Below are 14,882 nucleotides of genomic sequence, written 5' to 3'. Positions count from 1 at the left end.
GGTTTATACAGCACTCACACACGTTTGCCGAGGGGACACGGAGTAATTAGGGAAACAGAGGGCTGTCTAGCTAGTCTGGGTATGCTGAGACCAGGATCAGTTGGCTTACTGCGCCCCTTGCTCCAATCGCTCCCGGTTCTTCTCCATGGCTTCTTCAATCTGCTTCTGGGCTTGATCGATCTGCTGTTCGGCTTTCTCTTTCTGGCGCTCCGCTTCTTCGCTGTGTTCGACGGACAGGTAAGCGACGTAGAGGAGCGCCAGTAGGATGCTGATGATGCCGATTGCTTTCATAAGGGGGCCGCTGGAATGCCGATTTGTTGTGTCGGGTTGATAAGGAAAATCTTTCTGCACAGTTAGTGTAGCGTGAATTAACCGGTTTGGTTTTTCTGCGACTCAACCCGGAAAACAGATAAAAACAATGCACAAAAATGTACAGGTAATTCCCTTGGTTAGTATTTGAGCCAGATAGGCGTCCGTTGTCTAATGATTACACTCTCAGGCTCTCCCGCGAGCGTCAGTATCGGCGCTTGATGTAAGGGGCAGGCTGGTTGTTAACAGAATAACTACAACAAAGGCGCTGTCATGAAAGTCAAAACAGACGTTTTCTTTGTCTTCAGTTTCCATCTTGGCGTTCAGTCCCTGTCATCATCACGGATAAGCCCGTTTCCCTTTGTTGTAATAGCAATGGGCCAAACTTTGCGACGTCAAAAACCGAACTGACGACGCTCCCTGTTTTCCTGATACCTGAATCTTCTATCTGACAAGTTAACCCGCCCAAAGCTGTCGCGTTTTTGGGCCAGGGCTTCTTGTCGCCTGCAGAAAGGTCGCGTCGCTGTGGAAGTCAGTCGCCGCAGCGGCGAGGAACTGCTTTAACCAGAGAGAAACGCCATGAAGCATCGCAGTAACTATTCGTTTGTAACCTTGTTGATGTTGAGTCTGGCGACGCTGTTCGCAAGCGTTCCAAGTCAGGCGGTCGAGATTGTCGTCGCCACCGTCGACAATGCGGATATGTTGAACATGAAGACGCTGTCGCACCATTTCGAAGAGCAGAATCAGGACATTCAAATTAGCTGGAAAATCGTGGATGAGTCCGTGTTGCGACGTATGCAGGCCAGCGACAGTAAACAAAAACGCGCCCAGTACGATGTCTACACCCTGGGCTTGTTTGAAGCGCCCATATGGGGAAGCAAAGGGCGTTTGTCGCCGTTGCCGGCGGCCTATCAAACCGATGGCGAAATGAAGAAGTGGATTCCCGAGATTATCGAAGGGTTTCGCTACGACGGCGAGTATTACGCCTTGCCGTATTATGGTGAAAGTTCCATAACCTATTACCGCAAGGATGTACTGAGTCGCTATGGCCTGCAGATGCCGCCGCAGCCGACTTGGCGCGGTATTGAGTCAACCCTGGCGCAGTTGCGGCAGAAGTCGCAAGGGGAGCATGGGCGATTGTGTCTACGCGGCAAACCGGGGTGGGGGGAGAACGTCGTTATCCTGGCGACCATGTTGAACGGTTTTGGCGGTCGCTGGTTCGATGAAAATTGGCGTTCGGCGCTGGCGGAGCCGGCCTGGAATCAGACCATCGAGTTCTACTTATCGATGATGGCGGAGTACGGTCTGGCGTCTTCCTGGAACAACGGCTATTCCGAAAATCTGCAGGCCTTTGTCGCGGGCCAATGTGACATCTGGGTGGATTCCACCGCCGCTGGCGGCGCCATCGCCCAGGCGTCCTTCTACGCTCAGGTGGGTTACGCCGCCGCGCCTTCGCAGGTCACCGACAGGGGAACCAACTGGCTGTGGTCATGGGGTTTCGCCGTGCCGAAAGGTTCTCTCCACAAAGACGCGGCCTGGCGTTTCGTGAGCTGGGCGACCTCGGATGACTATCATCGTCTGGTGGAAAGTAATTTCGGTATCTCGCAGACGCCGCCGGGCGCCCGCCACGCTTTGTATGAAAACCCGTCGTACCGCGAGTACGCCAGCTTTGCGGATATTACGCTGAAGGCCATCAAAAGCGCGGATTTCGAACGCCCCAGCATTCAGCCCGCGCCATACCGGGGCATTCAGTTTATCCAGATGGAGGAATTCCAGCAGATTGGCGACTTCATCGGTAAAAAGCTGTCCGTCCTGCTGGAGCGAAAACTCACTGGCAAGCCGATTAATCTGGAGCAGGAATTGTCTCATATGTCTGAGTTCGTGCAGGCGTCGCACAATATTGCGGAAAGGTTGCGTCAGAAAGGCGTTGACGCGTATTGATGAAAAATGGCGTAGTGGATAGGGAGTAATAAGGAATGTTGGGCAATGTCGTTAGACGCGACGCCGGAGGAATCAGCTATGGCCTTGCATAGGGTAATAAAGCGCTGTTTATGCCTGCTTCTTTGCGGCTGGATGTCGACGCAGGGAGCGGAGCCGGTGGTCGAGCTGGTGAGCGGGGAGAAAGAGCCCTACATTGGCGTGAATCTATGGAAGAACGGCTATGCCCATGAGGTGGTGACGGAGGCGTTCAAGCGCTCTGGCGTGACCGTTCATATCTCGTTTCATCCCTGGGCGAGAGCCAATGCGATGGCGCAGCGCGGCAAGGTCGATGGCATTGTGCCGGTTTATGCGGGCGCCTTTTCGCAGCAGGAGTTTCGGCTGAGCGACCCTTTCCCGGGAGACTCCATCGGGATTCTGAAACGCAAGGACAATTACTTTCAGTATTCCGTGCCGCCCTCCGTGAATTTAATGCAGGCGCTAAGCGGCTTGTCCGGCGGCGTTATCGGGCAAGTCCGGGGCGAATCTACGTTGCAGGAGTTGCGCAACATTCCCGGCATTCAAATCGAGGAAGTCACCAGCGAACTGCAAAACATCGACAAGCTGGCGATCAACCGCATCCAGTTCGTGCTGATCGATAAGTTCACGGCGGCGGATCTGATCGTCGGTTACCGGCCGCACTACATCGGGAAGCTGGATTTTGTCTATCCGCCCCTCGCCGACAAACAGTTTCATATCGCCTTTGCAAACAATCGCGCGTCCGCTGACAAGTGGGTGACTGCGTTCAATCAAGGCCTCAGAAAAATGCGCGAGGATGGGACGCTGGACCGGCTGCGCTTTGAATACGGCCTGCTGCCCAATGTGGATCGCGGCGATGACAAAATCAGACTGGTTATCGGCACCGTGAATAATCCCGACATGGTGATCATGCAGGGGCTGGCGAAGGCGTTTGAAGCGCAAAATCCGGATATCGAACTCGACTGGCGAATCATCAACGAAAGCACTTTACGACGGCGTCTGCTGGGCGATCTCGCCATTTCCGACGGCCAGTTTGATGTGATGACCATCGGCATCTATGAAATCCCCCTATGGGCGGGCAATGGGTGGATATCTCCTCTCGATCCGCTGCCGACGGCCTATCGTCTTGATGACATCTTACCAACGGTCAGGCAATCGCTTGCCTACAAAGATCAGCTCTATGCGCTGCCGTTTTATGGCGAGAGCATCATGACCTATTACCGCAAGGATCTGCTGAAAAAAGCCGGACTGGAGATGCCCGAGCACCCAACTTTCGCGAATATTGAGCTGATTGCGCGAACTCTGCATGATCCTGAAAATCAGGTTTACGGGCTATGTCTGAGAGGGAAGCCTGGGTGGGGAGAAAACGTAGCGCTGTTATCTTCTCTGTCGCATGCCTTTGGCGCGCGCTGGTTTGATATGAACTGGGCGCCGCAACTGGATTCAAAAGAGTGGCGTCAGACCCTGGATTATTATGTGGATCTGATTACCACTCAAGGCCCGCCGAACCCCACCAGTCTGGGATATCGGGAAAGCCTGGATTTGTTCGCGCAAGGCCATTGCGCCGTCTGGATCGACGCCACCGTAGCGGCGAGTTTTCTCTATAATCCAGAGTTCTCCCAGGTGAGCGATAAAACAGGGTTTGCGCCCGCGCCGAGAGGCAAGGTGGATCAAAGCTGGCTGTGGGCCTGGTCGCTGGCGATTCCCGCCGCGTCCAAACACAAAGCGGCGGCGAAGAAATTTATCACCTGGGCCACTTCGAAGGAATACATTGACCTCGTAGCGAAAACCAAAGGCTGGGTGGCGGTTCCGCCGGGAACCCGCCGCTCCACCTATGAAAACCCGGCCTACCATCAGGCGGCGCCGTTCTCTGATCTGGTGCTGAACGCCATTGAGCGTTCGGACGCCAGCAATGTCTCCGCACTCCCGGTTCCATACACCGGCGCGCAATACGTCAGCATCAACGAGTTCTCCTCATTTGGCGCGCAAATCAGCCTCAACTTCGCCAATGTGCTGGAAAACAAAATGAGCGTCGACGAAGCCCTGAAGCAGTCCCAGGCGCTCATTAAACATCAGATGATCAACTCGGGTTACTTGAAGGAAACAAGAAACTAAGAAACCCGAAGACATTCAAACCTCCAATTCCCCAAATTGATATTTTCTTGACGTAATTTTGATAATCCATTGTTGCGACCCTGATTAGTATGTAAGGAAAAAAAATCGGATCGCAGTCCTATCGTGAACGAACCCCTGTCACACAGCGCTCGATGATGGTTGTCGACGGACACTGTCTTCGGGAGCGTCAGCAATATGATCGCCGGCATTGCAGGCGCGGCGTGAGGCGTCTTTATTGTCGCGACTTATGCATTTGTCTCCCCGCCGGGGGTGTTGCTCGTGCTTGTGCCGATATAAAAATGAATTTGTACGTTGGAAATGGAATCAGGATTTTTAAATAAACCGGTATGACATCTATCGCGAACAGGATCAGAAAAACCTACATATTAATGAGCTTTTACACCATCAGTGTGATGGTCGCTATCGTGTTGCTGTTAAACGAGGAGCTGGAGAAAGCGACGCTGGACCGAAACTTTTCTGAAGAGAAGGAGTTTGTCGCCAGCCACTATGGTTTAGAAAGCCCTTACGCATGGGAAGCGGGGGATATCGATATTGTGTTTGTGCCCGCCAATTACAGCGACAGCGTCGCGCTGCCCAGCATCTTTGACGGCCTGGGCTTTCCGTATATGGGGGAAGTGGAAAAGAACGATCATACCTATCTGGTGAATATTGGCGGCGAGTCCGCCGGCAAGTTCTATATCGCTAAGGATATCTCCCGACTGGAAGCGAGGGAGATGATATTCGACGGCGTTTTATTGCTGGTCAGCTTGCTGACCCTGGGCGGCAGTCTGATTCTGTCGCAAGTCAGCAGTCGTCGCATCATCCGTCCGCTGCGGGACTTGGCCAGAAGCATCAAAGGCACGGCGGTGAAAGAAAATATGCCGCGTCTGCAGACCCAATATTCAGACTGCGAACTACAGGCGATCGCCGATGTCTTCAATCAATTCCTGAATGAACTGGAAACCTTTATCAAGCGGGAGCAGGCGTTCGTGAACCTGGCTAGTCATGAACTGCGCACCCCGATAGCCGTCATCACCGGCGCGCTTGATGTGCTGGAAAGGCGGGCGCAATTGCAGGAGAAAGACGCCGCCACCTTGATGCGCATTCGTCAGGCCAATAAGGAAATGGAGCGCAACGTTAAGGTGCTGTTGATGATGGCGCAAAAGTCCGAGGAAGGGGAGGGTCGACAGGTCGTGTCCATTCCCGGACTGGTGGAAGAGGTGCTGGAGGACTTGTATGAAGACTATCCCGTCTATACCCGCGTGGATCTGGAAATCACCCGGAAAGTCACGCTTTCCACCAATAGCGTCATGGCCAAGATGATCATCCGCAATATTGTGCAGAACGCCTTGCAGCACACCGACGACAACATCGTCATCCACATCACACCTGAAAAAATAGCGGTGACGGACGCGGGTTCAGGGCTGGCGCCGGAGCTGCTCGACGCGCTGTCCAACGGTCGCGAACTCACCCACTATCGCTCTGGCTTGAACGGCTTCGGGCTGTATATCGTCTCCATCATGTGCAGTCGTCTTGGCTGGCGGTTGACCGCGGAGAATCACTCAGACGCAGGATCGACCATTAGCGTGATTTATGCGTAAGCAGAGGTTTCAAATCGACGTTGAATCAGAAGATGTCGACGACGCGTGCCGCTCGCATTCAAACCGACGGCGTTGAGCTTCGCGGCTGCAGCCGCAAGCGGATCTCCTGTCCGTACAACAGCAGCAGTCCGAAGCAAAAATAGGCGACATGCACGGACCATAGGCCAAGCCACTCCGGCAGTGACTGCTTCGCGACGGCCTTTTTGCAGTAGATCAGTAATCCCAGATAACTGACGTACACCAGCAATGCCGTAAGGAGGCGGTGGAAGCGTCCCTGTCTGGGGTTCACTCGGCTCAAGGACACCGCCAGCAGGGCGACGATAGGCGCGAGCATCGGCAGCGACAGACGCCATTGCAGCAGCGCCGACGCTTTGGGCGAATCGCTCCGCCATAGCGTGGCGGTGGGGATGGTCTCGTCGAAGGCTTCGCGCTCCAGGTTCGGCTCATCAAGCCGGATGCCGTAGGTATCGAACGTGACCGAGCGATAATCCGCCTGTCCTGGCGTTCCCACATAGCGAGCCCCGTTATTGATCACCAGAAAGCGGTTACCTGTGGAGGCGTCATAAAACAAATGCCCGGACTCGCCGGTCAGCACTGCGGTTTGTCCTTTCTCCTTGTCGGTTTCCGCCATAAAAACGTTGCGCATCTCGCGGTCATCGTTGCTGAGCGACTCCACATAAGACACCCGGCCATCCTCTCCCTCGGAGAAACGTTGAAAACGTCCGGGAGTAACGAGTTCAAAGCGGGAGCGCTTGGCTTGCTCCAGTAAAATCCGTTCCGTCTGTTGCCGCCCGAGCGGGTTCAGATAAAGGCTCATCGACCCCACTATCAGGGCGATTGCAAACCCTGACCCCATGGTCACGGCGACAAGCCTGGACTTGCTCACCCCGCTGGCGAATATAGCGGTCATCTCCGCATCCAGATACATGCGCCCGTAGCTCAGCAAAATCGACAGGAAAAGCGCCAACGGCAATATCAACTGCAGAAAACCGGGAAGACGATAAGCCATGATCGGCGCCAGCACATCCGCAGAAATCTGCCCCGTCGCCGCCTCAGTCAGGTACTGAGCGAAACGCGTACTGGTGAACACAAACAGCAGCAGAAACGTCAATCCAAAAAGCGACGTCAGGATCTGACGATTAAGATAACGAAACAACACCCACATCCGACCGCCTCCAACCCCCTCGTATAGCCAAACCGCCTTGTTTGATAAGCCTTTTAAGGAATTGTAGAAAAGCAGGGACCAAGCAAAAATCAAGGAGATATCAATTAAATATCAAGGGTGGAGTACAGAGGAGCAAAAGGCTGATGGGGACGCGGCTGGGCAGATGCTAAGATGCTCAGCTTAAACACTTCCTTATCCGCCTTAACGTATCCATGCCGGCCAACTTTCAGAAACTCGTGAAGGATGAAACGTGAAAATCGAAATAGATGACGAAATAGCCCAAAAGCTGCAACTCACAGAGAAAGAAGCGCTGGAACTACTGGCAATCGCCTTGTACAAAGACCGTGGCATTCACGGCGCATTAGCTGGAAAAGTCGCGGGAATTTCCGAGTTCGAATTTCACGGCCTACTGGCCAAAAAGGGTTTTAGTGTGAACTACGATGTCAGTGACTTTCTTGAGGATATTGAACGTAATGATTTGTGATGTTGTACAAACTCAAAGAACGTTCGCGCCGCGCCAGATATAGCGGGAAGTGTTGTTCGGGTTAATAACAGCATTTAAACGCGCCGCAGTTATCAATCATTATAAGTTCTTAGTGTTTATGTGTTTGATTTTATTGAACTTAGATTGAATGTCTTTAATGTGAATACCCGCTTTCTGAATGGATGCCCAAAACTGCGTTGAGAGATTGGGAGCATGGCGCCACGGATTCTGATACTCAATTGGCGAAGCCCTCCTACTGAACTAACTTAGGGTTTGCCCTATCAGTCAATCGGCCTCGGTCAAGCGGGTAATTGGCATGGTGGTGAATATTGCTAGCATTCTTGCTTTTCTACTCAACTAAGGAAAGCTCCATGCAAGAAAGCAATCTCCCCGCCCAACACCAGCTTATCGACTTGGAAAACCCTCTGCCTTCATGGAATCTAAAACAAAAGAAGGCTGGCAAGAAATTGATGATCACCAAAGAAGCCGATACCTTCATGCGCACTCTGAACATGTATGATAGAACGAAGGTTTACAATGAGGCGCTCAAACTGACCAGTGACGGTGGCTATGGATGGAATAGTAAAGGGTTCAAGAAAGAGCCTATGTTCATGCGTGAAAAGAGGTGTCCGGGTGGAATCAGCTTCATGTACAACGTGAACCCAGAAATGATAGTTATTAACCGGATGAGGTTGGAGCGAGGCGCTACAAATCTTGAGACGCCAAAGAAAATGCAGCAAATGGGGTTGTTCGAGGTACAGCGTACTTCTGGTGTTCGCTGGCATGAAGAGTTAGGCCCCGATAGCATCCCTGAACTAGAAAGAGCATGGGGTGAGCCTCAGCTAGTTAGAACAATTAACACAGAACATGTCGCCGTTAATGGAATGTCAAATGACCTGGGCAAAGCCAGATGGTTAATGGGTGTTCATGTGGACACAGCTTACTGGGAAGACTACGCGAAATCTTATACGTTAGTGTATAACCCAACCCGAGGCGCGGTTTTCGACTTTTTCGAGTGCATTCAGGACAAAGTTTCAACCACAAAAGTGGCTGAATTCTTGGCGGTTACGATGATAGAGACTCAGCAGAAAGGCATAACGCGGAAGTGGACCGCTCACAGTCAGGGCGGCATTATTCTGACTCGCGCTGTAGAACTAGTAAATATGCGTGGCATTAGCCTGAAAGGGCAAAGGGTATCTATACATGCGGGTGGAAATGAAAAGACACGTGCAGAGAATGCCTTTATGAAAGCGGGTATGATCATAGATGAGATTAAACGGGATCATCCCAACGACTTGGTGCCGAACCTTGCGGGATTCAATGACCTATCTCCTCGTTCGTTTTGGCGTAGTTTAAGTAACATGGATTTAGTATTTGGTGATAAGCGCCCTGTTGAGGCCAGCCCACACACATTACCCTATCTCAGTAGAGAGTCAGCCATTCGCCACTTACAGATGAACGGTTATCACAAGAGAGCGGAAAAGCTGGCGAAGCTTACTATGAAGGAATTTGGCATATCATGATCAAGCAATTAGTAAGGCCGCTTATAACCGGTAAAGGGCCGAACTTTTCAAATCTGACCGCAAAGGAGTGCGGTATAGGTGACTACAGGCTAGGGTATAAGTTGCCGGGGAACGCTATTGATATCGGCAGACCCAAGAAACCAAGACCCGCACAAGTCAATCTGGGGAGCGACATATTCAATTCTTATGGTTGCGAAAAAGAATACAATCGCACATTCGTACGGATGGAATTTGAATGGTGGGCCTATAAAGGCTCGTTCCTACAAGGCTATTTCGGTCAACTTAGCCGTGTGTGCTTATACATTGACGTAAACCGTGTAGAGCACCATACCCCGCTTCAAGAGGGTTGCCTTGATAGCCTTGAATCATATTTAAAAAGGGACTATTGGGAGTACTACGAAACTGAGCGCAACAATGATGGCAATGTAGGAGTCAACTGGGAAAAACGTAACAAGCGTGAAGAAAACCCTCATGGGTACGGACTATCTCCTTTGCTCGTAAAGTTGCCTGAAACATATGAAAGATTGTCTCTCAATGGAGTGCAGTGGTTGAAATATTGCATTGACGGAGAAGGAATTCCGGGGACTGGTATTACTTATTATTGGGCTTACCCATTAACCAATAATTATTATCTGACATTTAACTTTCGGATGACGTCAGAAGCCGGTGATAAGAAGTTGAGTTATCAACGTATGTACGAAGATGCCAAACGTATCATGTCTATGGTTGAGCTCATTAAAGTATAAAAGTTTTAACTTTTCTTGCTTCTACATTTAATGGGTATATTTATATTTTTAATAAACATAACGAGTTAGGCTCTGTGGAACTAAGGAGCCTCTGTAAAACGTCGGCGAGGCCGCCAGTGCAAGGAAAAAGTCGGCGAAAAAGCGCAGTTTATCGTGAATAAATGAGCATTTTGAGCCGAATTTTGACGCCGCAATGGCAACGCAGGTAGTTTTTCAGAGGTTCCCTAAGTGTATGGGGGATAATTACACAATTCACCCCCCAGTAACCTCCCGAATCACCCCAGCCACATGATTCACCGCCTGATCCCCTTGGCGTCTCACATGCCACGCCAGGTGCAGTGGGAAGCCTTCTACTGGTATGGGGGGTGGGAAGACGGTGAATTTTGTGGTGTCTTGGGGGACGCAGTGGATGGGGAGGAGGGCGATGTAGTCGGATTGGGCGACGAGGTCGGGGGCCATTTGGAAGTAAGGGACGACGAGGGCGACGCGGCGGCGTAGTCCGTGGGCTTGCAGGGTTTGGTCGACGGGGCTGTCGGCGTCGCCGCGGCCGGAGACCAGGACATGGGGATAGGCGAGCCATTGCTGCAGGTTGAAGTCCTGGGCGGCGGGATGGTCTTTGCGCATCAGCACGCAATAGTCTTCATACAACAGTTCAACGCAGCGGAATGAGGCGCCGACATTGGGGAACACCGATACGGCCAGATCGGCTTCACCTTTTGCGAGCTGCTCCAGGGCGGACTTGGCGCCATGCCAGGGCTGCACGATCAGATCCAGATTGGGGGCGCTGGTCAGCAGGCGTTGATGTAACGGCCCCAGCAGCGCGGAAACGGGAAAGTCCGCCATCAGGATGCGTATGGTCTGGCGCAGTTCAGCCAGAGGCGTATCAGCCTGATTAATCACGCGCTCCGCCTGCGTCAATAAGGCCTTGATGGGCTCGCGCAGGGATTCCGCTTTGGCGCTGAGGCGCATCTCGCCACGACCGCGAATCAGCAGAGGATCGCCAAACAGGTGGCGACAGCGTTCCAGGGCGCTGGAAGTGGCTGGCTGCGACAAGTGCAGGCGCTTCGCTGCGCGCGTGACATGACGCTCGTCCATTAACGCATCCAGAATCACTAACAGATTTAAATCGACGCCGCGTAAATTCATAAAACGAATAATCAAATATATAAACTATCGATTAGATTAATATAAGCCCGTGGCGCAATCTAGCACCTATCGACACACAGCGCAGCAACGCGCTGAAAACCAACTGAATAGGACTGCCAACGATGAAAACCACACTGCTGATGTTCCACTCCCGCTATCGCCCTTCACGCATCAACGCTGCACTGATGGCGGCGGCGCAAACCCTCGACAACCTGGAAGTGGTGGATATGAATCGGCTGTATCCGGATGAGCGCATTGATGTCGCCACTGAGATCGACCGACTGCTGCAAAGCGAGCGTCTGATTCTGCAATTTCCTGTTCAGTGGTACTCCACGCCGCCATTGTTGCAGCGCTGGCAGGACCTCGTGCTGACCCACATGTACTACCTGGACTACGAAAACACCGGGCGCCGCTTCGAAGGCGCGCCTATCATGATCGCCACCACCGCCGGCAATACCGAGGCGGCTTATCAACCTCGCGGGCAGAATCGTTTCACCATGGAAACCCTGCTGACACCGCTGCAAGCGACCGCCAATCGCTGCCGCCTGCCCTGGGGCGATCCGTTTGTGGTGTATCAGGCCGACTACCTGACGGATGCGGAACTGGATGTCGCCTGTCAGCGTTATCTCACCCATATCCAAAACTGGCGGACCGAGTTTGTGCGGGGGCAGTAAGCGCTTCGAATCCCGCAAAAAAAAGCCCGGCGAACGCCGGGCAATACATGGATGGACCTTCTTGTACTTCTACTACCTGTACTGCTTGTTATTAACCTGGCGCCAACATTGACAGGTTAATAACCGGGCGCACGGATGCGCAGGTGCGGCGATACGCCGCGAGAGGCAGGGCCCGAACATGAACAGGCCCTGTCAATTTCAGATAAACGGGTAAAGCTAAAAACGGCGTGTTTGTTTGATCTGCGCGGTTAAACCGGCTTGGTGGCGTTCCTCAACCAGGCGGTTTGCGCCGCTTCCAGATAGGGGCTGAGCGCTTCGTACACGCGCCAGTGATAGGCGTTGAGCCAATCGGTTTCCTCCGTGCTGAGCATGGACATATCCAGAGCGTTGACCGCGATGGGCGCCAGGGTGATGGTTTCGAATCCATAGAAGACGCCAAACTCGTTTTCCTCCAGCTCCACCACTTTCATGATGTTTTCGATGCGCACGCCATACTCGCCTTCGCGATACACGCCGGGTTCATTGGTGATGACCATGCCAGGTTTGAGGGCGACTTCTTTGGGATTCTGCGAGAAATTTTGCGGGCCTTCATGCACGTTCAGACACAGACCGACGCCATGGCCGGTGCCGCACTTGTAGTCGATGCGATGACGCCACAGCATGCCCCGCGCCATGATATCCAGATTGGCGCCGGTGGCCCCTTTCAGAAACACGGTCTGCGTCAGCCGTATCACCGCCTTGAGCACTAGCGTGTAGTCCTTGCATTGCTGCGCGGTGGGCGTTCCAAAATGAAAGGTGCGGGTGATGTCGGTAGTGCCGCCCGGATATTGGCCGCCGGAATCCACCAGGAAGAAGTTGCTCTCATCCACGGTGGCGTTGCTGTCGGCGCCGGCGGAATAGTGCATCTTCGCCGCGTGAGGGCCAAACCCGGCGATGGTGCGGAAACTGTCGCTGATATAGCTGGACGTGGCGCGGCGATACTCCCGCAACTGCTTCTCCGCAGACAACTCGGTGACCTTGCCGCCGGGAACCTGCACCTGCAGCCAGTACATGAAATTCACCATGGCCACGCCGTCCAGACGCAGCGCCTGCTCGAAGTTCTCCATTTCCGTGGGATTCTTCTGCGCCTTCATGTCGGTGACCGGGCAGGGTGTTTCCATCAGCGTGATCTCAGGCTTGATCTGGTTGACCAACAGGCTGTTGGCGCTGGCGGGATTGATGGACAGCTTGCAGCCTTCCGGCAATTGATTCACCGCCTCGACGACAAGCTCATAGCTGTGCGCCGTCACGCCATATTCCGCCAGGGTGCACTCCACCGCTTCAGGCAATTTGTCGCGATCGATGAAGACCTGACTTTGCTGCGCGGTGACCAGCAGATAGGACTCGGAAATCGGGCAATAGGGCGTATCGCCGCCGCGAATATTCAGCGCCCACATCACATCGTCCAGCGTGGAGACCAGCAAACCGTCCACCTGTTGCTCCGTCATCCAGTCGCGAATGCGCTGCATTTTTTCCTGGGCGTCCACGCCGGCGTAACGTAACTCATGGTTGAACACTGGCGCTTTGGGACGGGCGGGGCGGTCATACCAGAGCGGCGTGATCAGGTCCTGATCCAGAACCAACTGAATCGACTTGGGCGCGAAGGCTTCCAACAGCTCCTGATAAAATGCGCGGCTGATCGAGCGACCGTCCACGCCCACGCGGGCGTTTTCCGGCAGCGTGGCGGCCAGCCACTGGGGAATCGTAGGCGTCTCCGGCAGCCTGGCCTTGAAGAGCTTGAGGCCAGATCCCGCCAGTTGCTCCTCCGCCTGAATAAAGTAACGACCGTCCGTCCACAGGCCGCCGCCATCGCCGGTGACGACCACATTGCCCGCCGAACCGTTGAAACCAGAAATCCAGGTCCGCGTCAGCCAATGATCAGCCGAATACTCACTGGAATGCGGGTCGTTGTTGGTGACGATATAGGCGGCGAACGCCTGCTTGTCCATCGCCTTGCGAAGGTGTTCGAGTCGTTGCGTGACTGAGGGCGTGTTCATAGTTTAAAACTTCCTAATGACAGACGATTAAATCGGCGGAAAAACTGAAAACGACAGACCCTGCGCGTGTCAGGTGCTGTCTCCCACGATAAGCGCATCCCGGCGCCGGCATGTTGGCGAGCGATCTCATTGGCCCGCCAATAACAAGGTGTTGGAACAGAAAATATGATGCTCGTCAGAGCCGCTCTGAGTGGGCGGCTGGCTCCCGCAGAGATCGGTGGCCTCCGGGCATCTGGTGCGAAAGACGCAGCCGCTGGGCGGGTTGAGCGGCGAGGGCAGATCGCCGGGCAAAAGCTGCACCTCCCGTTGCCGCGCCAGTCTGGGATTGGCGATCGGGACCGCGGACAACAGCGCCTTGGTGTAGGGGTGCTGCGCCTGATCGAAAACCCGGTCATACAGGCCCACTTCCATAGGCTTGCCCAGATACATGACCATGACTCTATCGCTGATATGACGCACCACGCTCAGGTCGTGGGCGATCATCACCAGGGTCAGTCCCATTTCCTGCTTAAGGTCGTCCAGCAGATTGATCACCTGCGCCTGGATCGACACATCCAGCGCGCTGACCGGTTCATCGCACACCACCAGATCCGGGTTGAGAATCAGGGCGCGGGCGATGCCGACGCGCTGACACTGGCCGCCGGAAAACTCGTGGGGATAGCGGTTGCGCTGACTCGCAGACAGACCAACCTTGTCCATCATGGCGATCACCCGGCGCTCGATTTCCCGGCGTTGCAGACCCGGCTCATGGGTCAACAGAGGCTCGGCGATGCATTCCGATACCGTCAAACGGGGATTGAGACTGGCGGTGGGGTCCTGAAACACCATCTGGAACTCACGGCGACGACGCACCAGAGCTTTTTTGTCGAAACCGCGCATGTCTTCGCCTTTCCAGCGCAACTCGCCCCGAGTGGGCTCGATCAGCCGCAACAGGGCGCGCGCCAGGGTGGACTTGCCGCAGCCGGATTCGCCCACAATGCCCAGGGTTTCGCCGCGATAGACATCCACGTCAATGCCGTTGACCGCCTTCAGACGCGGGCGTCGGCTGGGCAGAATGTGCTTGCCGATGGCAAAGTGCACTTCCAGGTTTCGGGCGGAGAGTAAGACTTCTTTTGCGTTCATCCAGC

12 protein-coding genes are annotated in these 14,882 nt (G+C 53.9%); 7 read left to right on the top strand and 5 right to left on the bottom strand.

All coding sequences use genetic code 11. The features are described from left to right. Positions 1–105: 105 nt before the first annotated feature. The gene (locus ACQYWX_RS16220) at positions 106–291 is read right to left on the bottom strand and encodes a hypothetical protein (RefSeq protein ID WP_216738087.1); all 186 of its coding nucleotides are present in this window, start codon (positions 289–291) and stop codon (positions 106–108) included. A 597-nt stretch (positions 292–888) separates the two neighbouring features. On the opposite strand from ACQYWX_RS16220, the gene ACQYWX_RS16215 reads away from it, so the two are divergent. The 3 genes from ACQYWX_RS16215 to ACQYWX_RS16205 all read left to right on the top strand — a co-directional run bounded on the left by ACQYWX_RS16215 (position 889) and on the right by ACQYWX_RS16205 (position 5,981). Further along, a complete protein-coding gene (locus ACQYWX_RS16215; RefSeq protein WP_431685541.1) occupies positions 889–2,250 on the top strand; it encodes an ABC transporter substrate-binding protein in 1,362 nt (453 codons plus the stop codon). 45 nt (positions 2,251–2,295) lie between these two features. Beyond that, complete coding sequence (locus ACQYWX_RS16210) at positions 2,296–4,380, top strand: extracellular solute-binding protein (protein ID WP_431685540.1); 2,085 nt, start codon at positions 2,296–2,298, stop codon at positions 4,378–4,380. 347 nt (positions 4,381–4,727) lie between these two features. Further along, a complete protein-coding gene (locus tag ACQYWX_RS16205) occupies positions 4,728–5,981 on the top strand; it encodes an ATP-binding protein (RefSeq protein ID WP_431685539.1) in 1,254 nt (417 codons plus the stop codon). A 58-nt stretch (positions 5,982–6,039) separates the two neighbouring features. Here ACQYWX_RS16205 and lptF read toward each other — a convergent pair whose 3' ends face one another. Beyond that, positions 6,040–7,146: an LPS export ABC transporter permease LptF gene (gene lptF / locus ACQYWX_RS16200; RefSeq protein WP_431685538.1), complete on the bottom strand. Its 1,107-nt coding sequence runs from the start codon at positions 7,144–7,146 to the stop codon at positions 6,040–6,042. Positions 7,147–7,396: 250 nt separating this feature from the next. On the opposite strand from lptF, the gene ACQYWX_RS16195 reads away from it, so the two are divergent. The 3 genes from ACQYWX_RS16195 (at position 7,397) to ACQYWX_RS16185 (ending at position 9,899) form a co-directional block, all read left to right on the top strand. Next, on the top strand, positions 7,397–7,630 hold the full coding sequence (locus ACQYWX_RS16195) for a UPF0175 family protein (protein WP_216738082.1): 234 nt from the start codon (positions 7,397–7,399) through the stop codon (positions 7,628–7,630). A gap of 371 nt (positions 7,631–8,001) precedes the next feature. Continuing rightward, positions 8,002–9,153: a hypothetical protein gene (locus tag ACQYWX_RS16190; RefSeq protein ID WP_431685537.1), complete on the top strand. Its 1,152-nt coding sequence runs from the start codon at positions 8,002–8,004 to the stop codon at positions 9,151–9,153. Further along, entirely contained in the window at positions 9,150–9,899 is a 750-nt protein-coding gene (locus tag ACQYWX_RS16185; RefSeq protein ID WP_431685536.1) for a hypothetical protein, read from the top strand. Before ACQYWX_RS16190 ends, ACQYWX_RS16185 begins: the two co-directional genes overlap by 4 nt. A gap of 252 nt (positions 9,900–10,151) precedes the next feature. Here ACQYWX_RS16185 and ACQYWX_RS16180 read toward each other — a convergent pair whose 3' ends face one another. Continuing rightward, complete coding sequence (locus ACQYWX_RS16180; protein WP_431685535.1) at positions 10,152–11,045, bottom strand: LysR family transcriptional regulator; 894 nt, start codon at positions 11,043–11,045, stop codon at positions 10,152–10,154. A gap of 122 nt (positions 11,046–11,167) precedes the next feature. Here ACQYWX_RS16180 and ACQYWX_RS16175 point away from each other — a divergent pair, with 122 nt between their 5' ends. Next, on the top strand, positions 11,168–11,719 hold the full coding sequence (locus tag ACQYWX_RS16175; RefSeq protein ID WP_431685534.1) for an NAD(P)H-dependent oxidoreductase: 552 nt from the start codon (positions 11,168–11,170) through the stop codon (positions 11,717–11,719). A 248-nt stretch (positions 11,720–11,967) separates the two neighbouring features. On the opposite strand, the gene ACQYWX_RS16170 is transcribed toward ACQYWX_RS16175, so the two are convergent. Beyond that, the gene (locus ACQYWX_RS16170; protein WP_431685533.1) at positions 11,968–13,755 is read right to left on the bottom strand and encodes an aminopeptidase P family protein; all 1,788 of its coding nucleotides are present in this window, start codon (positions 13,753–13,755) and stop codon (positions 11,968–11,970) included. 126 nt (positions 13,756–13,881) lie between these two features. Next, the gene (locus ACQYWX_RS16165; protein WP_216739713.1) at positions 13,882–14,877 is read right to left on the bottom strand and encodes an ABC transporter ATP-binding protein; all 996 of its coding nucleotides are present in this window, start codon (positions 14,875–14,877) and stop codon (positions 13,882–13,884) included. Positions 14,878–14,882 lie beyond the last annotated feature (5 nt).

Origin of the sequence: Hahella sp. NBU794 (genome assembly GCF_050749805.1) — a bacterium.
GTDB lineage: Bacteria > Pseudomonadota > Gammaproteobacteria > Pseudomonadales > Oleiphilaceae > Hahella.
Note: the sequence above shows the minus strand (reverse complement) of the source record. Positions and strands in the feature narration are given on the sequence as shown.